The 19,844-nt window shown below is 62.6% G+C and carries 16 protein-coding genes; 13 read left to right on the forward strand and 3 right to left on the reverse strand.

Annotation, left to right across the window (positions count from 1 at the left end; all coding sequences use genetic code 11):
- Positions 1–45: 45 nt before the first annotated feature.
- Positions 46–2,679 carry an ATP-binding protein gene (locus tag ACOFKT_RS18090; RefSeq protein WP_419805384.1) on the reverse strand — a complete coding sequence of 878 codons (2,634 nt, stop codon included), beginning with the start codon at positions 2,677–2,679 and terminating at the stop codon, positions 46–48.
- 29 nt (positions 2,680–2,708) lie between these two features.
- On the reverse strand, positions 2,709–3,347 hold the full coding sequence (locus ACOFKT_RS18095) for a biliverdin-producing heme oxygenase (protein ID WP_419805385.1): 639 nt from the start codon (positions 3,345–3,347) through the stop codon (positions 2,709–2,711).
- 228 nt (positions 3,348–3,575) lie between these two features.
- Between ACOFKT_RS18095 and ACOFKT_RS18100 the strand changes: the two genes are divergently transcribed.
- The 12 genes from ACOFKT_RS18100 to ACOFKT_RS18155 all read left to right on the forward strand — a co-directional run bounded on the left by ACOFKT_RS18100 (position 3,576) and on the right by ACOFKT_RS18155 (position 16,170).
- Positions 3,576–4,607, forward strand: coding sequence for a glycosyl hydrolase (locus ACOFKT_RS18100; protein WP_419805386.1), 1,032 nt, complete (start codon positions 3,576–3,578; stop codon positions 4,605–4,607).
- Positions 4,604–5,761: an NAD-dependent epimerase/dehydratase family protein gene (locus ACOFKT_RS18105; RefSeq protein ID WP_419805387.1), complete on the forward strand. Its 1,158-nt coding sequence runs from the start codon at positions 4,604–4,606 to the stop codon at positions 5,759–5,761. Before ACOFKT_RS18100 ends, ACOFKT_RS18105 begins: the two co-directional genes overlap by 4 nt.
- Positions 5,762–5,917: 156 nt before the next feature.
- Complete coding sequence (locus tag ACOFKT_RS18110) at positions 5,918–7,048, forward strand: GDP-mannose 4,6-dehydratase (RefSeq protein WP_419805388.1); 1,131 nt, start codon at positions 5,918–5,920, stop codon at positions 7,046–7,048.
- Entirely contained in the window at positions 7,045–8,358 is a 1,314-nt protein-coding gene (locus tag ACOFKT_RS18115) for a TIGR04295 family B12-binding domain-containing radical SAM protein (protein ID WP_419805389.1), read from the forward strand. Before ACOFKT_RS18110 ends, ACOFKT_RS18115 begins: the two co-directional genes overlap by 4 nt.
- A gap of 9 nt (positions 8,359–8,367) precedes the next feature.
- Complete coding sequence (locus ACOFKT_RS18120; RefSeq protein WP_419805390.1) at positions 8,368–9,480, forward strand: glycosyltransferase; 1,113 nt, start codon at positions 8,368–8,370, stop codon at positions 9,478–9,480.
- Positions 9,473–10,603 carry a CgeB family protein gene (locus tag ACOFKT_RS18125; RefSeq protein ID WP_419805391.1) on the forward strand — a complete coding sequence of 377 codons (1,131 nt, stop codon included), beginning with the start codon at positions 9,473–9,475 and terminating at the stop codon, positions 10,601–10,603. Before ACOFKT_RS18120 ends, ACOFKT_RS18125 begins: the two co-directional genes overlap by 8 nt.
- On the forward strand, positions 10,600–10,986 hold the full coding sequence (locus ACOFKT_RS18130) for a hypothetical protein (protein WP_419805392.1): 387 nt from the start codon (positions 10,600–10,602) through the stop codon (positions 10,984–10,986). Before ACOFKT_RS18125 ends, ACOFKT_RS18130 begins: the two co-directional genes overlap by 4 nt.
- Positions 10,983–11,342: a carboxypeptidase-like regulatory domain-containing protein gene (locus tag ACOFKT_RS18135; protein WP_419805393.1), complete on the forward strand. Its 360-nt coding sequence runs from the start codon at positions 10,983–10,985 to the stop codon at positions 11,340–11,342. The genes ACOFKT_RS18130 and ACOFKT_RS18135 overlap by 4 nt, the downstream gene beginning before the upstream one ends.
- Positions 11,343–11,781: 439 nt before the next feature.
- Positions 11,782–12,897: a CgeB family protein gene (locus tag ACOFKT_RS18140; RefSeq protein WP_419805394.1), complete on the forward strand. Its 1,116-nt coding sequence runs from the start codon at positions 11,782–11,784 to the stop codon at positions 12,895–12,897.
- 85 nt (positions 12,898–12,982) lie between these two features.
- Entirely contained in the window at positions 12,983–14,326 is a 1,344-nt protein-coding gene (locus ACOFKT_RS18145) for a M48 family metallopeptidase (RefSeq protein WP_419805395.1), read from the forward strand.
- 42 nt (positions 14,327–14,368) lie between these two features.
- Positions 14,369–14,653 (forward strand): type II toxin-antitoxin system Phd/YefM family antitoxin, encoded by a 285-nt coding sequence (locus ACOFKT_RS18150; protein WP_419805396.1) that lies wholly within the window; start codon positions 14,369–14,371, stop codon positions 14,651–14,653.
- A gap of 434 nt (positions 14,654–15,087) precedes the next feature.
- On the forward strand, positions 15,088–16,170 hold the full coding sequence (locus ACOFKT_RS18155; protein ID WP_419805397.1) for a CgeB family protein: 1,083 nt from the start codon (positions 15,088–15,090) through the stop codon (positions 16,168–16,170).
- 67 nt (positions 16,171–16,237) lie between these two features.
- On the opposite strand, the gene ACOFKT_RS18160 is transcribed toward ACOFKT_RS18155, so the two are convergent.
- The gene (locus ACOFKT_RS18160) at positions 16,238–16,630 is read right to left on the reverse strand and encodes a hypothetical protein (protein WP_419805398.1); all 393 of its coding nucleotides are present in this window, start codon (positions 16,628–16,630) and stop codon (positions 16,238–16,240) included.
- Between the two features lie 279 nt (positions 16,631–16,909).
- On the opposite strand from ACOFKT_RS18160, the gene ACOFKT_RS18165 reads away from it, so the two are divergent.
- Positions 16,910–19,405 (forward strand): GH92 family glycosyl hydrolase, encoded by a 2,496-nt coding sequence (locus tag ACOFKT_RS18165; RefSeq protein ID WP_419805399.1) that lies wholly within the window; start codon positions 16,910–16,912, stop codon positions 19,403–19,405.
- Positions 19,406–19,844 lie beyond the last annotated feature (439 nt).

The following is a 19,844-nucleotide window of genomic DNA, read 5'->3' on the forward strand; positions in this document are numbered from 1 at the left end:
CACTGCCTGGAGCTACGGCCCAAAACGGAATTTGACACAGCCAAACTACTGCGAAGGAGGCGTGACCGGCTCCTTCGGATCGCGCGGCAGCCGCACCCGCACCGTGGTGCCTTTCCCCTCAGCTGATTCCACGTCGAGCGTACCGTGGTGGCGCTCCACAATTTCATGCGATATGTACAAACCAAGCCCGTTCCCCAAATCGCCCTTGGTCGAAAAGAACGGTTGAAACAGCTGCTTCCGGATTGCCTCGGGAATACCGGCACCATCGTCCGTCACAGTGAACACCGTGTCGTCGCCGTCGTAAAAGGCGTTCAGCGTTACGTTACCGCCGACGCGCGCGGCGTCCAGCGCATTGGAGACAAGATTCGCAATCACCTGGCGTATCTGGCCGATCACACCGTGTACGATCACATCTTCGGCGTAGCGTTTATGGATCGCGATCATGCGGTTGCGCGTTTTGCCCTGGAAGAGCCGCAGCACCTCCGTAAAGATTGCCTCGGCGCGAAAGTCTTCTTCGGCGGAACGATCCTCGCGGTTCCAGCGCAGCGTCTGCTTGGTAATGCCGCTGATGCGCGCCAGCTCCGCCTCGGCCATGCCGATGTAGTCGACGGCGTTCCCATTGTCGCCAAGCTCCATGCGCAACAGGTAGAGCAGGTTGGTGATCGACTCCAGAGGGTTGTTGATCTCGTGCGCGATGACGCTTGTCATGCGTCCGCTCAGTGCAAGCTTTTCGGCAATGCGCAGGGCGTCTTCGCGCTCCCGGCGCTCGGTCAGGTCCAGCAGAAAACCGACCCAGCCGGCCGGCCGTTTGCCTTCGCGGCGAAAGGGCGTGACGCGCGCCAGGTTCCAGCGTTCGCCGGCCGCGCTGCACACGCGCACTTCGGCTTCCAGCGTGTCCAGATCGTCTACGACCGCGGTCTCCCACATGGCGCGAATGCGCTGCTCATCCTCTTGGACAAGCTTGCCGCCAGCAAACCATTCACCCCGGTCGCTCAGTCCATCGTCGCGCCAGCGCTGGTTCACATAGGTCAGGCAGCCCCGTTGGTCGCAGGTGAATACCTTGGTCGGCAGATTGTGGGTCAACTGCAGAAAGCGTGCGGAGTTCAGCTCCGCTTCTTCTTCGGCACGCTGCAGGCCAACGGTGACCAGCGCGGCACGAAAGTCCTGCGCCGACTCCTGTTCGACCTCGCTCCATGCCCCGCTCTGGCCACGAAACGTCTCCTGCCACTGCGCAAAGCTGGTGCGCGGATGCAGCTGCTGATTGCTGTCGACGTTCTTTACCGGCTCGCCCGCCCAGGTAACCGTCTCCAGCACCTCTGGCTTGAACCACAGAAGGTAACGCTGGGACACGTCCGACAACCGGATCGCAAGCAATCCGCTCGCCTCCGCGCTGGCAGGCAGCGCAGCCGGTAACTCCGCGCCAAGGGTGCGAGTTGTATAGCTTTCAAACTCGCCCTTGCCGTCCACCCACTTCACAATGTCGGCCAGCACCTGTTTCGAAGGAACACGCCCGCTGGTGTACGCCGTTCCTGCATCCCACAGCACCACACCGGACGCGTGCGTCACCTGCATCACGCGGTCCATGCGCTTCGCCAGCGCGGCAATATAGTCGTACTCCGCCGCAATCTGGGTCAGCAGTTCGCGCTGGACCGCGTGAAAGTCGACTAGGGTACGCAGCCGCTCCATGGTGCGAAATGTGTTCAGCCGGGTGCCGACCATCTTGGAAAGCATGTCGCACGCCGAACGCACCAGATAGGGAACGGTGCGCGGCTCCGCATGGTGCCCGCTGATCAGCCCCCAGAGCTTGCCGTCCACCACAATGGACACGCTCATGGACGACATGGTGCCCATGTTGCGCATGTATTCCAAATGCACAGGGGACACCGAGCGCAGCACGGAAAGAGACAGATTCAGCCCGGCGTACTCCTTCACGTTTGCCGTCTCAGTGTCGTCCGCCAGACTCATTACCGGCGACGGCGTGTAGTTCGCGTTGGGAATGATGCGAACCGTATTCAGCACGTACAGCGTGCGCGCCTGGGCCGGAATGTCTGTTGCGGGAAATCGCAGGTCCAGGTAGCTGGGCAAACGGTCGCTGTTGGCCTCTGTCAGCACCGTGCCGTGGCCTTCGTGATCAAAGCAATACAGCAGCGCGCGGTCAAAGCCGGTCAGCGCGGCGAACTGGTCGGTGAACGCCTGGCAGAGTTCCTGCTCTGTCTTCAGCCGCGCCAAAGCGCCCATGAAGTTCGTGATGACGGCATTCATCATCTCGGCGCCGACCAGCCGGTCCTGCCGCTCAAACTCCAGAATGCGTGTTCCGCCCACGCAATGCGTCACCACGGAAAACAGTTCTTTCCGAATCTGAAACGCGCCCAGGTAACTGACCAGGCCGGCTGGATCCACGCGGCAATTTACCTGCCGCAGTGCTGCCAGCAACTCTCGTTCAAACAGCACTTCCAGCGATCCACCCAGGATCAGCTTCAGCGGAACGCCCAGGAACTCTTCCGCGTTCTCGCTGGCAAGAGTGACGGTGTCCTGCTCCGTGCTCAGACCGAGCAGGAACCCGTGTCGCTGGATGCGTCCCGGGGTACGGATCGGTTCCTGTGCGCAACTTTCCAGCACGGTCGCGGGAACGTCCGCGGGCTGTTGCGCAACAATCTTGGCGCTGAGTTCTGCCGGCATGCTTAGTCTATGATGCCGCACGCGTTCGCTTATGGCTTCGTGGCTTGCCGGCTCTTCTGTTCCGGTGCGGAGGCCGCGCCACCCGCCATCCATTCGCAAAAAATTCCGAACATTCCCTTGGCCGCCGCGATCACAATGTCGCTCTGCTCGTCCGGGATCGCGACCAGCGCCTGTTGAAACTCGCGCCATTTGGGCATGGTTTCCTTGCCATAGCCGCGGAAGAAGCGGTCGCCCTCGCCGGGCTGCAGCTGCAGTGCGGCTTCCACGTGATGCGCAATGTATTGACCGCCCAGCGTGGAGCCCTCCAGGACGTACATGGCACCCAGAAAACGGCTGGTGCGCTCATCCCCCTCGTCTCGCCCGTTCGCTTCGACCAGGTCACGGATCTGCTGCAGCAGAACGTCGGGAGGATTGCCTTGAGTCTCGGTCCCAAAAAAGCGCAGGTCAGTCACGATGGACCCGCAGCGGCCACGCTGAGCGACCAGTTCTGCAAGCGCGGCGGGCGCCTCGGCCGCTGCAACCGATTCCCAGGCGCAGACCACGCGGTGGAAGCGTTGCAGCACGGTCACGTACTCAGCCCGCGTCAGCTCCGGCCCCATCAGTGAAACCGTTGCTTCGGTTGCTTCGTGCTCGGGCCGGGTCGCCTCCCGCAGCAGCTTCAAGTCCATGGTGTGGCCGCTCCTGACGCAAAGCGTAACAAACCGCAATCCTCGTGGCTGCTCCAAAGCCAACATATCCCGGCGTCTCCAACGGGTCACCGTGGTCTTGCAGAAAAGCCTGCTCCGGAGCATCTACTTAGCTGTTACCCTGCATCTACAAAGCTGCACCGAAGATTTGCGTCCTGTTCCGGCGCTGCGACTGACTGCCGCATGCTTGTTTCCGGTCAGAAAGGGTCCTTGCTCTTGATCGAAGCCGTCGTCGTCTGGAACGAGCCAAACAACCTGTCGCACTGGAACTTTCACCTGGACCCGGGCTGGCAGCAGTTTGGTGCCATGGTGAAACAGGGGTCGGCGGCTATGCGCGGCGTGAACCCGGACCTGCCGATCGTCCTGGGCGGCGTGTCGTCGGGCGACCCGGACTGGCTTCGCCTTCAGGCCGGCTATGGCGTGATGGACCATGTGGATGCGGTCGCGATCCATGGCTTTCCCTTGGACTGGAATCACTGGCAGCTGACCGAGTGGCCTGACAAAATTCGCGAAGCCGAAGAGGTGAGCGGAAAGCCGGTATGGGTGACGGAGGTTGGCTGCTCGTCGTTCGGCCTGGAAGAGGTCGCTCAGATGGGTTTTCGCCGCACGGTTGAGCTGATCCGCGGCAAAACACCGCGCATCCACTGGTACTCGCTCTACGATCTGCCGCCAAGTTGGCCGGCGGAGACCCGCCACAAAGAGGCCGAGGGCTCCAGCTACTACCGCCACTACTATTTAGGTCTGCTGCGGCACGACGGCACGCCCAAGCTTGCCGCGACCGATTTCCCGGTGGACGGCTCTGTCGGCCTGTGCCAATGGTTCCACTGGCAGGACCACCGGCTCCACGACGCCGTGACGTGGATGCGCGAACACAACGTGCAGCACCTGCGTACCGGCCTGAGCTGGGCCGACGCCTACCGTCCGGACGCCGAGGCCTGGTTCGACCACGTGTTCACGCAGCTTTGGCCGTTTCAGGTCGCCATGACGCTGTGCTTCACCCCCGGTCACCTGGGCAAGGAAGACCACCACACCAGCCCTCCGCTGGACAATGCCGACTTTGCCGAGTTCGCCGCCTGGGCGGTCGAGCGTTACGCCTCACCCGGCCAGTCCGTGCCCGTGAACCCGAAGGCGCGCTCATTGTACGACCTGCCGCAGATGCAGCGCCGCAAGGCCGAACTCGAAGCCGCCCAACCCGCCGCCGACTCCGCAGAAGCCCCGAAAGAAGAGGTCCTCGCCGTTTGAGCATCCAGAGCGCACAAACCCTTCCGCCCTCCCAGAAGCGCAACGTTTTGATCACTGGCGGTGCCGGCTTCGTCGGCTCCCACCTGGCCGACGGCCTCTTGCGCCAGGGCCATGCCGTGCGTGTGCTGGATGACCTGACGCCGCAGGTGCACCCCGGCGGCCTGCGCCCCGAGTATCTGTCGAACGATGTGGAGCTGATCCACGGAGATGTGCGTGATCCGAATCTGCTCAAGGATGTCCTGAACGGCATCGACGTGATCTACCATTTCGCCGCGACGGTCGGCGTGGGGCAGAGCATGTACGAGATCAGCCGCTACATGAGCGTGAACACGCAAGGCACCGCCGAGCTGCTGCAGGCCGTTCTGGATACCAAGGCACCCGTCGAAAAGATCGTGGTCGCCTCGTCCATGTCCATCTACGGCGAGGGCCGGTATGTGGGCGCGGATGGCAAGAGCTACGCGCCGCCGGTGCGTACCGTCGAGCAGTTGAAGCGCGGCGATTGGGAGGTTTCGGTTGGCGACTCGGGACCGCTCAAGCCGGTTCCGACAGATGAGGACAAACCCAGCGAAATCAATAGCATGTACGCTCTTTCCAAGCGCGACCAGGAGGAGTTGTGCATGATCTACGGCCGCACCTACGGCCTGCCGGTCACGGCGCTTCGCTTCTTTAATATCTACGGCACGCGCCAGGCGCTCTCAAATCCGTACACCGGCGTCGCGGCGGTCTTCGCCTCACGCATGCTCAACGGCAAGCAGCCGCTCATCTTTGAGGACGGCGAGCAACAGCGTGACTTCGTCTCCATTCACGACATTGTCCGCGCCAACATTCTCGCTATGGACGCGCCGAAATCGAACGGCGAGGTCATCAACGTCGGCTCCGGCAAGCCAGTCTCTATCCGCCGCATCGCCGAGCTGCTGGCCAGCGCGCTGGGTTCCCGGGGACTGGAACCGGTCGTCACGGGCAAGTACCGAGCCGGCGACATCCGCCACTGCTACGCCGACATTTCGAAAGCCCGCGCCCTTCTCGGCTACGAGGCCCAGGTTTCGCACGAAGAGGGCTTCGCCGAGCTGGCCGGCTGGCTGGCCAACCAGGAAGCCGAAGACAAAGCCGATACCATGCTGCAGCAACTGGCAGCGCATGGACTAACGGCCTGACCGAATCATTAAACCCCGAGGGCGTTTTTCGTTTCACAGGTACCCCTGTGCCCTCGAAACCGCATCTACTTACGCTAAGGTACAAAGAACAGGTACATTCGTTTAGGCACTTTGTACCACCCAGTTGTGTGAACGAAAGGTGACAACGCGACCGGAATGGCAGCGCAGCGCGAGATTCTGATCACTGGTGGCGCCGGTTTTGTAGGTGCAAACCTTGCGGCTCGGCTCTTGGCCGAGAGCGGCAACAACGTCGCCATCTTCGATAACCTGTCGCGCCGCGGCACCGAGCACAACCTGAGCTGGCTGCGTACCTTGCCACACGCAAAGCACCTCCGCTACATCCACGGGGACGTGCGCAATGCGCAGCAGGTGAGCGATGCCGCGCGCTACGCCAACCAGATCTATCACCTGGCCGCCCAGGTCGCCGTAACCACCAGCATCGCCGACCCCAAGTGCGACTTCGACACCAACGCGCTCGGCACCTTTCACGTGCTGGAAGCGGCCCGCCGCCACGGCCGTCAGCCGATCGTATTCTTCACCTCGACCAACAAGGTGTATGGCTCGCTCGACTCGGTTCCCGTGGAGAAGGCGGCGACGCGGTATCGCGCCCTGGACCGCAAGTTCACCGGTGCCGACGAAGACACCCCGCTCGATTTTCACTCGCCCTACGGATGTTCCAAGGGGGCCGCGGATCAGTATGTGCGCGATTACGCTCGCATCTATGACCTGCCCACGGTCGTCTTTCGCATGAGCTGCATTGCAGGCCAGCGACAGTTCGGTAACGAGGATCAGGGTTGGGTCGCTCACTTTCTGTACAGCGTTTTGGCCGGGCGGCCCATCACCGTCTACGGCGACGGTCTCCAGGTACGCGATATCCTGCACATCGACGATCTGGTGAATGCCTTCTTCGCGGCACGGGAGGCCATCGCCGGCACCGCGGGCCAGGTCTACAACGTGGGCGGCGGCATGAGCCGGGCCATCTCCATCCGCGAACTGCTTGGAAAGATCGAAACGCGGGTCGGGCGGCCCGCCAATCTCGTGTTCAGCGAAACCCGGCCGGGCGACCAGCCGCTGTACGTCTCCGCGACGGACCGGCTTGAGGGCGACACAGGCTGGAAGGCCGCACTGTCGCTCGATCAGATACTGGACAGTATCGAAGGCTTCTATTCCGCCAACCGCCACCTGATCGCGCAACGCGCCGGCATGCCCGTGGATGGCAAAGCCGCGGAGAAGAGCTTTGCCTCCACGATCAAGGTCCCCGCGCTGGCCACGGTGGAGGCGCGGTGAAGTTCGCCCTCGTCAACCCGTACTGGTCGTGGGAAGGCTCCACGTACTTCGGCTCGCAGGCACCCGTCGTGCCGCTGGAACTGCTGGGTGCGCGCGAGTTTCTACGCAGCGCCGGGCATCACGTTCTGCTGATCGATGCTTTTCTGCTGAAGCTGACCACGGACGAGGTTCGAGCGCAGCTTGAGCGTTTCAACGAAGATTTCCTGGTCATGCCGACTGCGAACAGCTACCTGTTCTGGCGCTGCCCGCAGCCGGAGTTGCGTGTGCCGCAAGCCTGGCTGCGGGCTCTGACCACGCATCGGACGCGCCGGCCCACCACCGTCATCATCGGCCCGCATGGCTCGTCCACGCCGGTCGCCACGCTGAACAAAACCGGTGCCGATGTGGTGTTGCGCGGCGAGCCCGATTCCAACCTGCCGCTGCTGGCAAACACGCCCCGTTTCGCCATCCCGGGCTGTGTCTGGCGTGAAAACGGCAAGATCATGCAGGCCTCGGAACCGCTGGGCGTCGTCGACATGAAAGAGGTCACCCGGCTCGACTTCAGCGATTACCCCATCGAGCTCCACACGCACAAGCACCACATCTTCACGCCGGTCGAAGGCCTGGGCGCCGAGCTTGAATTCGCCCGCGGCTGCCCATACGCCTGCACCTTTTGCAACAAGACGCAGTTCCGCAACAAATACCGTGAGCGCGACTTGGCCGAGGTTGTTGCCGAGATTGACGCCCTCATGGCTCGCGGCGTCACCTATATCTACTTCATCGACGAGATCTTTGGCGTGGGCAAAAACGTCCGCCTCCTCTTGGAAGAGATCGCGAAACGGCCATCGCTGTCGATCGGCTTCCAAACCCGCATCGACCTGTGGGACGAGGCCGGTTTCGACCTGCTCGGCCGCGCCCATTGCATCAGCATGGAGTGCGGCATCGAGAGCATTACCGAGCAGGGCCGCGATGAGATGAACAAGAACTGCAAGTACTCGACCGAGCGCATTACCGAGCTGCTGGTCTACGCAAAGACGCGCATCCCCTGGGTGCAGGCCAACCTGATCAAGACTCCGCACGACAACCCGGACGAGGTGCGCGCCTTTCAGGACCACCTGAAAGCCAATGGAGTCTGGGTGTCCGAGCCCGTGCCCATGTTCCCGTTCCCCGGCTCGCCCGAGTACGTGACCACCTTTGGCGCGCAGCCCGACGACCGCGCCTGGGAGCGCGCGCACGAGTTCTACCTGAACCTGTTCACCGCGAAGGGCTTTTCCGACATCCAGGACCAGCAACCCGTTCCGCTGACAGAACTCGAAGCTGCATACCGGTAGGCACGCTCCATGCGCATACTGATGACCACCGACACGGTGGGCGGTGTCTGGACCTACACGCAGGAACTGGTACTCGGTCTGCTGGACGCGGATCCCGCTCTGAAGCTGTTGCTCCTCACGGTTGGAGCTTCCAGCACCGCGGACCAGCACGACTGGTTGAGAGAAGTTCGTAGCCGCAACACGGATCGTTTTCAGTTTCAGAAGTTTGCCACGCCCCTGGAATGGGAGCCAAACAACGCGGCCGTCCGCGTAGACGAACCGCAGATGCTCAAGGCCGCAAGGGAGTTCGCGCCGGACCTTCTGCACAGCAACCAGTACTGCTATGGAGCGATGGCGGTGCAGTGCCCGCGGCTGGTGGTGGCGCACTCAGACGTCCTGTCGTGGCATGACGCGGTGCATGGCCTGCCGCCCGGACCTTCGTCGTGGCTCGACCGGTACAAGCAACTGGTGCATCGCGGTGTCGCCGGCACAGATGCCCTGATCGCACCGACACTCTGGATGCTGCAGGCGTTTGGCGCGGAGTTCGGATTACCCGCGCGTGCCCGCGTGATCGCAAACGGCATCGCGCTGCATCCTGAGCTTTCGCGCAAGCGCGGATTGCAGGCGATTACGGCGGGGCGGCTGTGGGATCGCGGCAAAAACATTGCCATGCTCCAGACCCTGGAACCGCCCATGCCGCTGCTGATTGCGGGTCAGAAGCGGCACAATGACGCGACTCTCGCCTGGCAGGAAAGGCCAGACGTGCATCTGCTGGGACCTGTGCCACACCACAAGCTGCTCGTGCTTCTTCTGCAGTCCTCTTTGTATGTGTCGACAGCGGTTTACGAGCCCTTCGGCCTGTCGGCGCTAGAGGCGGCCCGATCGGGTTGCGCTCTGCTGTCCATGGACATTCCATCCATGCGCGAAGTGTGGGGCGATGCGGCGCTGTATTTTCGCGGCGCGGCGGAGTTGCAGGCGCTGTTGGAACGGCTTGCCACCGAACCGGAAACGCTTGCCGCCGCGCAGCGGCGCTCGGTCGCGGCGTCCCGTAAATACACCCGCAGGCGCATGGCTGGTGAGTATCTCTCGTTCTACCGCGAATTGCTTGCCATTCCAACGGAGCGGGAGACTGCCCATGCTTAAGATCGCCATCTTCCTGCACACGCTTCGCTCAGACTGGAACAATGGCAATGCGCACTTTCTGCGCGGCCTGACACGTGAACTCGGCACACTCGGTCACACGGTCAAGGTCTTCGAGCCGGTCACTGGCTGGAGCATTGAGAACCTGCGCACGGAGCCGAACGGCGAAGCCTCGCTGGCGCAGTTCGCCGCGACTTACCCGGACATCGATTTACGGCTGTACGACACGACCGACCCTGATCTGCGCAACGAGCTGATGCGCGAGTTGCACGGCTTCGACGTGGTAATCGTGCACGAGTGGAACGAGCGCGCGCTCATCGACCTCGTGCTCGACCTGCGCAGCGAGCTTGGCTTCCAGGCGCTCTTTCACGACACGCACCACCGCGCCTCGTCCTCGCCGGAGGCGATCCGCGCCTTGCGGGTGTATGAGTTCGACGGCGTGCTCGCCTTCGGCGACGCGCTCACCCGCATCTACAAGGAACGCTTCGGCATCACCCAGTGCTGGACGTTGCACGAGGCCGCCGACACCACTGTCTTTTATCCTCGCGAGGCGTCGCCTGAGCAGGATTTGGTCTGGATCGGCAACTGGGGCGACGGCGAGCGTTCCGCCGAGCTGCGCCAGTATCTGATCGGCCCTGCAAAGCGCCTGCGTGAGCAGTACGGCCCGGACAACTTCCGCGCCACCATCTACGGCGTCCGCTACCCGGCTGACGGACTCGCCGCCCTGGCCGAAGCGGGCATCCGCTACGGGGGCTACCTGCCCAACCTGTCCGCACCCGACATGTATGCGCGCAGCCGCGTCACCATGCACGTGCCCCGCCAGCAGTACAACGACGCGCTCACCGGCATCCCAACCATCCGCGTCTTTGAAGCACTCGCCAGCGGCATCCCGCTCGTCTCCGCACCCTGGCAGGACACCGAAGAGCTCTTCCGCGAAGGCGACTTCTCATTCGTCGAGAACGGCGACGACGCTTATGAAGAATTGGACTTGCTGCTGGACCCGGAGGAACGCGACAATGCGCAGGCGCAAATCGAGCAGGGACTCGCCACCGTGCTCGCGCGCCATACCTGCGCCCACCGCGCAGCGCAACTCACCCGCATCCTCACCAAAGAGGTACTTGGGTGAAGGCGCCTCTGCCGGACCGCATCGCGCGCATCGCGGACGTAAGTGTTGCCGCGGTGACGCTCATGCTCTCCGGCATGATGCTCTGGGACTACGACCCGGGCGCACGCTCTGTGATCGTGGTGTTCGTCGTGTGGGCGTTTGGCTGGGCGATCTCCTTCGTTACCGCGCCGCGTCACCCGCACTTCGCATGGTCCGTGCGCCTCGTGCTCACTGCGGCATACTTCGTCGACGCTGCTTGGGACTGGCGCAAAGCAAATGGAGAGACGCACGCCTACATGATGATGGCGGCAATTCCGCTTGCGGCGCTGTTGCTGTTCTACCTCGTCCTGTTCGCCCTTGCGGCGACTGTGCGCCGCCATCGGCCGGCAGGAACCCCGGCATGAGATTTCCTGGTTCGCCATTCCTTCTTCTGATTGCCGCGTTCGCCTGTGGCGCAAACAGCCGCGCAGCGACACTGCACGGCCGCGTGAAGGATCAGCAGTGCTCGGTCCTTTCGCAAGCCAGCATTCGCATTCATTCTGCGAAGTCCGCGCCGGATCGCACACTCACCACAGACGACGGCGGCAACTATAACGTGGAGCTGCCGGCAGGTAACTACCAGTTGTGCGTACAGCGCGGAGCACATACGTTGCCGGCCTGCACGGACCTGGTCATCGGCGCCAAGGGTGACGTATGGATCACAACCCAGTTGCGCGATGCAGCGCCTGACCTGTCCAACATCGGGAACCACTCCTATTAACCGAAGCGGTTTTAGCATGCCACTCTTCGGCTGCGCGCTCCTATCACTCATGGAAGTCTATGCGAATGCGAACCACGGCGAAGACGTTTGATAATGCCCCAACTCCAAAGGAGATTTACAAGGATTCCAACAGCTGCAGGACCATAGGGCCCACGGCGGTCTATCCAAAGTCCTGCATATAAGGAGATTTGTAAGAGGACAAGAAAGATTATGTCGAGCACTCGATCCCCAATTGCTTTGACGGGCAAGCCACCGCGCGGCACCCGTTTTCCGTCGAAAATCCAGAAACACGAAAACGAGCGTCACAGCGATGACAAGGAAAAACAGCAACATGAACCAGCGTGGGTCCACAACGCCTGTTGCAACCAGAGCAACGACAAATAGCATGCCAAGCGTTAGGCCTATACGTAAGCGGCACGATTCACGGAGAGAACTGTACATGAAGATTTTCGCTTTCGGCTCATCGCTCGTTTCCAGTTATTGGAACGGCGCGGCCACGTACTACCGCGGCTGTTACAAATACCTCGCGCGTCTCGGCTACCAAGTCACCTTTGCCGAGCCCGATGCCTACGGCCGGCAGACGCACCGGGACGACGTCGACCTTTCCTTCGCGAACCTGGTTACCTATAAGCCGGTCGGCAGCGAAGGCGACTTTGGCCACGGCCCGGATTACGAGCATCTTCCAACGCTCAAACAAATGTTTGAAGAAGCGCGCAAGGCCGACGTGGTCGTGAAGCATTCCGGCATCGGCGTGGATGACGCGCTCACCGAATCGTTGATCCTCGAAGCACAGCCAGACGCTCTTGCCATCTACTGGGATGTCGACTCACCCGCCACCCTCGCGCGCATGGACGCCGACCCGAACGACAGCTTCCGCGCCGTCGTGCCGCGGCTTGATGCGGTCTTCAGCTATGGTGGCGGCCCGGTGTGCCGCGAAGGCTTCGACCGCTACGGCGTCCGGCATTACATCCAGGCCTACAACGGCCTTGACCCCGAAACGCATCATCCCGTCGCACCCGACCCGCGCTACGCCTGCGACCTTGCTTTTCTCGGCAACCGCCTTCCTGACCGCGAGGCCCGCGTCGAGGAGCTCTTTCTGCGCGCCGCCGCGCTCGCACCCGATCAAACCTTTCTGCTCGGCGGCGAGGGCTGGGGCGACAAGCCGATGCCGCCGAACGTGCGCTACATCGGCCACGTGCCCACCGCGCAACACAACGTTCTGAACTGCTCCGCGCGCACGGTGCTCAACATCAACCGCGCCAGCATGGCAAACAGCGGCTTCTCGCCACCGACCCGGGTCTTTGAGGCCGCTGGCGCCGCCGCCTGCATGCTGTGCGACGACTGGCCCGGCCTTGACGATTGCTTCCAGCCGGATGAAGAAATCCTCGTCGTGCGCAACGCCGAAGACGTTGTTCGCCACCTCCATACGCATGACGCCGCCGCAACCAAACGCATCGGCGAAGCCTTCCATCGCCGCGCGCTCAAAGACCACACCTACGCGCAACGCGCCGCGCAGGCCGACGAAGCCATTCGCTATCTGAAGAGCAGGCGTTGATCTCGCAAACAGGTGCGACTTCGCTGCTGACTACAGTGTCTTCGTCGCGCTACACTCACGCAATCCTGTTGCTTTGAGCGTGTCCATGCGTCGCCCTGTCCTGCGTCTTGCTCTACTGCTCGTTGCTCTTTTCGCCGGTTGCGTTCCCGCGTTCGCGCAGGAAACCGCGGCCGAGCACCTGGCCAATCGCGCGGCACAGGCGGAGCTGAGCGAATCACCGCGCCATGGCAATATCCCCTCATACCGGCTCGCGCCTGATGACCTGGTCAAAGCCGAGCACCTGGAACACGTGCGCACCGTGCTCGAGTTCGGCGGTACTGTATGGAGCATCGTCTCGCTGTTCCTGCTGCTCCACTACGGCATCATCGGCCGCATGCAGCGCATGATCGCCCGGTTCCGCAACCGTTGGGTCCAGGGCTATTTCTTCCTTCTGCTCTTTACGCTGGCGATGACTCTGCTCAGCCTGCCGCTTGATATTTACGATCAAGGCTTGCGGCGTCATTACGGCCTTTCGGTCCAAAGCTGGGCGAGCTGGCTCGGCGATCAGGCGAAGAGCTTCGGGCTGGGCTGGCTTTTCGGTGGCCTGCTCGTCATGCTTCTCTTCTTTGTCATTCGCAAGGCGCCTGCCCGCTGGTGGCTTATCTTCTGGTCCCTCTCCATTCCGATCACGGTCGGCGCCCTCTTCGCCACGCCCTACATCATCGATCCGCTCTTCAACCATTTCGAGCCACTCAACGCCTCGCACCCCGAGCTCGTGCAGCGGCTGGAGCAGGTCGCACAGCGCGGGAACATGAACATTCCGCCCGAACGTATGTTTCTGATGAAGGCGTCAGAGAAGAGCACCACGCTCAACGCCTACGTCACCGGCTTCGGCACCTCCAAGCGCGTCGTCGTTTGGGACACCAGCATCGCCAAAGGCACGCCCGACCAGATCCTGTTCATCTTCGGCCACGAGTCAGGCCATTACGTTCTGCACCACATCGTGCGGGGCGTCGTCGAGTCGATGCTCGGTCTGCTGCTCATGCTGTATCTCGGCTACCGCTTCGTGCAGCCGCTGTTGCGACGCTACGGCCCACGCTGGGGCGTAACGGACCAGACGCAGTGGGGCGCGCTCGCCGTGCTTCTGCTCATCGCAAGTGTGCTCGGCGCCGTGTCGCGACCCATCTCTGAGGCGATGAGCCGCAGCAAGGAACATGCCGCCGACGTGTACGGGCAAGAGGCCGTGCACGGCCTGCTCGCCAATCCGCAGGACGCAGCGCGCGGCGCTTTTCAGATCCTGGGCCAAACCAGCTTTGACGACCCGAACCCTTCGCCCATCGTCGAGTGGTGGACCTACTCGCACCCGGCGATCGGCCGTCGCGCCGCCTTCGCCGCGCACTACGATCCTTGGCAGCCCGGCCTCGAACCCAGGTACTTTCCAAAGCACTGACCTGGCAAGGGGCCGCGTATCCTTAAAAACAGGGCGATCCGCATGACGGAAATCGACATCGAAACCGCAAAGCAACAGATCGGCCCACTGCTGGACCGCGTCGCAGGCGGCGAACAGGTGACCATCACAGCCCACGGCCGAGCTGTGGCCCGGGTGTTGCCGACAGGTACATTGCCCGCTCCGGTTGACCGTACTCCGGAGCAACAGCAGCGGATCATCGATGCAATGGCAGACATCGATCGCCTGCGAGCGTCGTTGACGCCCGGTGACTACTCCTGGGAGGAAATGAAGAAGCTGCGTGACTTTGGCCGCCCCGGATGCGAGTAGTTGATGCTTCTGTCGCGCTGGCGTGGCTCTACCCGGACGAGTACACGCCTGCTGTAGCCAGCGTCTTCGTTGCCAACGCTGCGTATCACGTGCCCCGCTTATGGCACTTGGAAATCACCAATGTGCTTCTCATCAACCGGCGAAGAGGCAAGTACGGTGACGAAACTTTGCAGCGTTATATTGCAGATCTTGCGAGCCTTGACATCCGTCTTGATGATGAAACGAGTTACACAGTTGGTCCGCAACACTCAAGCTGGCCACCCTGCACGGTCTTACGGTCTACGACGCCTATTTGGAGCTCGCCCTGCGCCTGAACGCACCCCTCGCAACGCTCGACCAAGACCTGCGCCAAGCTGCCGCTTCAGAAGGCGTGCCTCTACTCGGCATGTAAACCCACCCCCACACCACACCGCAGCTTCTACAATGAAGCTCAGATGAAGATCGTCATCCTCGGCCTGTCCATCACCTCATCCTGGGGCAACGGGCACGCCACCACCTTTCGCGCGCTTTGCCGCGAACTCCACCGCCGCGGCCACCAGATCACCTTCGTTGAGAAGGACGTCGAGTGGTACCGCTCCAACCGTGACCTGCCCGAGCCGCCGTATGTCAGGCTGTGGCTCTACCAGGACTGGCAGCACGACGGCATCGGCACCGTCCGTGACGCCATCCGCGACGCCGAAGCAATCGTCGTCGGCTCGTATTTTCCGGACGCCATCGCCGCCACTGCGCTGCTACAGCAGGAAGCGAAAGCGCCGGTCCTCTTCTATGACATTGACACGCCGATCACCATCGCCGCACTGCGCCTGCACGGCCAATGCGAGTACCTGCGCGCAGAGGACGTTCCCTTCTATGCGGCCTACCTATCGTTCACCGGCGGCCCCACGCTCGCCGAAATTGAGGGACGTTTCGGCTCGCCCCTCCCCGTCCCCTTCTACTGCTCCGTGGACCCCGAGGCGTATCACCGCACGCCGGTGCAGCGCGACTTCGCGTGCGCGCTCAGCTACCTGGGTACCTATGCCGCCGATCGCCAGCCCAAGCTCATGGAGTTGCTGAACGCTCCCGCCGCCGCGCTGCCGCACGACCGTTTCCTGGTCGCCGGTCCCATGTACCCCGCTGGCATACCGTGGAGTGCGAACGTTATCACGCACCCGCACCTGCCGCCCTCGGACCACCCAGCGCTCTACTCGTCCTCACGCTGGGTGCTCAACCTGACGCGCGCCGACATGGTCGCCGCCGGCTACTCACCCTCGGTTCGCCTCTTTGAAGCGTCCGCCTGCGGCGCGCCCATCCTCAGCGACGCCTGGCCCGGCATGGAAGAGTTCTTCACGCCCGGCAAAGAGATCCTGATCGCCTCCACCGCGCAGGAAGTCGTCAGCACACTGCGCGACATGCCTGAGGGGGAAGCCAGCCGCATCGGTGAAGCCGCCCGCGAACGCACGCTCGCCAAACACACCTCCGCCAAACGCGCCGAAGAGTTCGAGCAAGTCATGCACCGCGTGCTCGCGCATTCGCACTGACGCACACGCAACCGGGAGAGAAGCGAAGGACCTGCTTTCGCGCTCGCCGCGACGAACCGAACTTTCTTCAGAAGGCATTCACCCCGGCGCTATGGGTGAAGTGAACCCACCAAACGACCATGGCCACCATCGAGCCAAGCACACTGACAAGAAAAATCAATCCTGTCGCATTGATCCGGGGTCGTCCGTTCGCGTCCAGACTGCGGGTCGAACGATCACCGAATACTGTCACGCCGATCAGGGCGACTCCCGCATAAATCAAAGCGGGAACCCCGATCAGCGCGATCGGAGAGTATTCCGCAGACCCCGTCTGCTGGGCCTGCTGCACCGGTCGAACCAGAGCCCAGTATCCAAACCCAAGCCCAAGCAAGATCAGGAACAGACCTCTCACCAGAAAACCCCCAGCAGTCGGCGCGGTTTCGCTCCCGGCCTGAGTCGGATCGGTACGCTTCTGTGGCATGGCAGCTTACACCTCAAGAATCAGTGGATCATATCGCAAGTGGATTGCGAGGCAGCCTTCGCCTGATGGTCGAGCGTTCAGTTCAACTCCGGCTGGTGGCGGTGCGCGAAAACTTCGCTTGGTGGCCTACGCATCCACCACAGCCTTGCCAACCACGAGCAACCCCTTGTCATTTCGACCGGAGCAGGACAGCTTCACCGTCCTGCGCAGCGGACTCGGTGCTTGCACCGAAACCTGCTTTTTGCCTGCAGCGCACAAAGGCCTGCGACAATAACCCGCATGCGTCTCCTTTGCACCCTCGCGTGCATCCTGCTCGCCGCAACCTCGCTCCGCGCGCAACAACACACCACCTACGACGACGTCGACCCCTTCATCGGCACGGGCGCCGAGGGCCACACCTTCCCCGGCGCGTCGCTACCCTTCGGCATGGTGCAGCTATCACCGGACACACAGATTCGCCCCTTCAAGCAGAGCTATAAGTGGGCCGCCGGCTACCGCTACGAAGACACGACGATCCTCGGCTTCAGCCACACGCATTTCTCCGGCGCGGGCCACTCTGACCTGGGAGACGTCCTCGTGCAGCCCATCAGCGGCGACGTCCACCTTGACCCCGGCGAAATTGACAAGCCCGGCAGCGGCTACCGCTCACGCTTCTCGCACAAAACTGAAACAGCCCACCCCGGCTACTACGCCGTCACGCTCGACGACTACAACATCCGCGCCGAACTCACCGCCACCACGCGCGTCGGCGTACACCGCTACACCTTTCCGGCCGGCAAACCCGCGCACCTGCTCATCGACCTGCGCTCGTCCATCTACAACTATCCCGGCAAGGTCCTGTGGTCTTCGCTGCGCATCCGCAAGGACGCCGATGGCAGCACGATCCTGACCGGCATGCGCGAAACTCGCGGCTGGGCACCGGCACGCCAGCTCTTCTTTGCGATGAAGTTCTCCGCGCCCGTCACCGCAACGCACCTGTACGACCGCGAAGACCAGCCCGTGCTGTATCGCGGCTTCAAGACACCGGGCGACACACCGGAAGACACCCAGGCCATCGAAGGCCGCGGCCTGATCGGCGTACTGGACTTCTTTGGTAACAGTTCAACGCAAGCATCGCCGATCCGGCAGACTGGCACGACCCCGATCAGGATTAAATTTGATGAGTATCGCGCCGTGAAAAGCACGACCTACACATCGATCGGGCACCCGGTAAACCAGCTCATCGTCAAGGTCGTCCTCTCACCCGTAAGCGAAGCGAACGCCCTCGCCAACATGCAGGCCGAGGCTCCCGGCTTCGATTTCGACGCGATCCAGAAGCAGGCCGAGCAGCGCTGGCAGCAGGCGCTCAGCGTCGCTCACTTCGATGCCGACGAGCCCACCCGCAAAACCCTCGCCACCGCGCTCTACCACGCCCTGCTCGCGCCTTCCATCGCCATGGACAGCAACGGCGACTATCGCGGCCCCGACCACGCCATGCACCACGCCGACGGTTTCAACTTCGTCAGCTCGCTCTCGCTGTGGGACACCTACCGCGCGGAACAGCCATTGATGACGCTGCTCGAACCGCCGCGCGTCACCGCCGATCTGGCGCGCTCCATGCTCGCCTCGCAGCAGCAGTCGCCCTTCGGCATCCTTCCCGTGTGGCAGTTCGCCGGCATTGAGACGTGGTGCATGATCGGCTACCATGCCGTTCCAATCCTGGCCGACGCCATCATGAAGGGCCTCGACAAACCGGGCCCAGGCCTCGCCAAGGGAGACACCGCCAACCCCGGCTTTAACGCCAACGCTGCGCTCGATGCCATGGTGAAGTCCGCCGACTACCGCCCCTACGGCCACCTCGCCGAATACATCGACACCGGCTACATTCCCATCGACACCGGCACGCCCGGCTCCCACGATGAGTCCGTCTCGCAAACCATCGAGTACGCCTTCGACGACTGGACCATCGCCCAGGCCGCACACAAGCTCGGCCGCGAAGACATCGCCGAGCGCTTCACCAGACGCGCCAACAACTGGCGCAACGTCTTCAACACAAAGGACGGCTTCTCCGAGCCGCGCCTCGCCGACGGCAGCTACCGCAAGCCTTTCGACCCCGCCAAGGCCGGCGCAGGCTCCGGCTTTACCGAGGGCAATGCCTGGCAATACTCCTGGTATCAGCCGCAGGACGAGCAGGGCCTCATCCACCTTCTCGGCGGCGATGCCAAACTCATCGCCAAACTCGACGAAATGTTTGACCAGCACGTCGACCCCAAACAATACGCCGACGTCGAAGACATCTCCGGCCTGATCGGCCAATACATCCACGGTAACGAACCCTCGCACCACCTCGCCTATCTCTACAGCTACGCCGGAGAGCCGTGGCGCACGTCCGAACGCCTGCAGCAGATCATCACGTCGCAGTACAAACCCACGCCCGACGGCCTGGTCGGCAACGACGATCTGGGCCAGATGTCCGCCTGGCTGCTCTTCTCCGCTATGGGCTTCTACCCCGTCGCCCCAGCGTCGAACCAGTACGTGCTCGGCCGCCCTTTCGCGCGCGAGATCGATCTGGACCTCGGCAACGGCAAGCAGCTTCGCATCACCGCGCCCGGCCTGACCGACAGCAACAAATACGTGCAGTCCGTCACGCTGAACGGCAAACCCATCGATCGCGTTTATGTCACGCACGACGAAATCATGCGGGGCGGTGAGCTCCACTTCACCATGGGCCCGCAAATCAACCGCACCTGGGCGACCGGCATCGCGGCGCGGCCCGTCTCCATCACGCGTCCGTGACACTTATCACGACACGTATCACGACACTCGTCACCACCGCTCGCTAGTGCAGGTAGTAGCTCGGGCGCACGGAGCTGCGTGGTGACCGAAGGAGCACGGGGTTTGGAAGCCCCAACAACTCGTCGATCTTTGTCAGCAGATACCCTGGCCCTTCTGTCGCGTCCACAATCAGACTGGCTGGCACCGGTATGGCGTCCCGTCCCGGCGTGCACATCTTTACGACCGGGGCGTACTGCCACCGCGCCCGGAACCACTCCACAATTCTAGTGGCGTGGTTGGCCGGTATGGTGTGACACAGAACCAGAAGTTCAAATTTGCGCGTGGCTGGGAGCAAGTCCGTTCCGCCTCCAAGCGTGGCGTGTTCTGAATCCGCCTCGCCTCGTAAAATCACGTACTCGACGTTGTAGCGCGTGGCCAGCACCTTGCTGCGGGATTCCAG

The organism is Terriglobus sp., from assembly GCF_965201105.1.
Lineage (GTDB): Bacteria > Acidobacteriota > Terriglobia > Terriglobales > Acidobacteriaceae > Terriglobus.

Bases quoted from the DNA above. Each gene is read 5' to 3' on its own strand.
- ACOFKT_RS18095 (WP_419805385.1), bottom strand. From the start codon at position 3,347: ATGGACTTGAAGCTGCTGCGGGAGGCGACCCGGCCCGAGCACGAAGCA.
- ACOFKT_RS18090 (WP_419805384.1), bottom strand. From the start codon at position 2,679: ATGCCGGCAGAACTCAGCGCCAAGATTGTTGCGCAACAGCCCGCGGAC.
- ACOFKT_RS18140 (WP_419805394.1), top strand. From the start codon at position 11,782: ATGAAGATTTTCGCTTTCGGCTCATCGCTCGTTTCCAGTTATTGGAAC.
- ACOFKT_RS18150 (WP_419805396.1), top strand. From the start codon at position 14,369: ATGACGGAAATCGACATCGAAACCGCAAAGCAACAGATCGGCCCACTG.
- ACOFKT_RS18120 (WP_419805390.1), top strand. From the start codon at position 8,368: ATGCGCATACTGATGACCACCGACACGGTGGGCGGTGTCTGGACCTAC.
- ACOFKT_RS18110 (WP_419805388.1), top strand. From the start codon at position 5,918: ATGGCAGCGCAGCGCGAGATTCTGATCACTGGTGGCGCCGGTTTTGTA.
- ACOFKT_RS18155 (WP_419805397.1), top strand. From the start codon at position 15,088: ATGAAGATCGTCATCCTCGGCCTGTCCATCACCTCATCCTGGGGCAAC.
- ACOFKT_RS18145 (WP_419805395.1), top strand. From the start codon at position 12,983: ATGCGTCGCCCTGTCCTGCGTCTTGCTCTACTGCTCGTTGCTCTTTTC.
- ACOFKT_RS18125 (WP_419805391.1), top strand. From the start codon at position 9,473: ATGCTTAAGATCGCCATCTTCCTGCACACGCTTCGCTCAGACTGGAAC.
- ACOFKT_RS18160 (WP_419805398.1), bottom strand. From the start codon at position 16,630: ATGCCACAGAAGCGTACCGATCCGACTCAGGCCGGGAGCGAAACCGCG.
- ACOFKT_RS18165 (WP_419805399.1), top strand. From the start codon at position 16,910: ATGCGTCTCCTTTGCACCCTCGCGTGCATCCTGCTCGCCGCAACCTCG.
- ACOFKT_RS18135 (WP_419805393.1), top strand. From the start codon at position 10,983: ATGAGATTTCCTGGTTCGCCATTCCTTCTTCTGATTGCCGCGTTCGCC.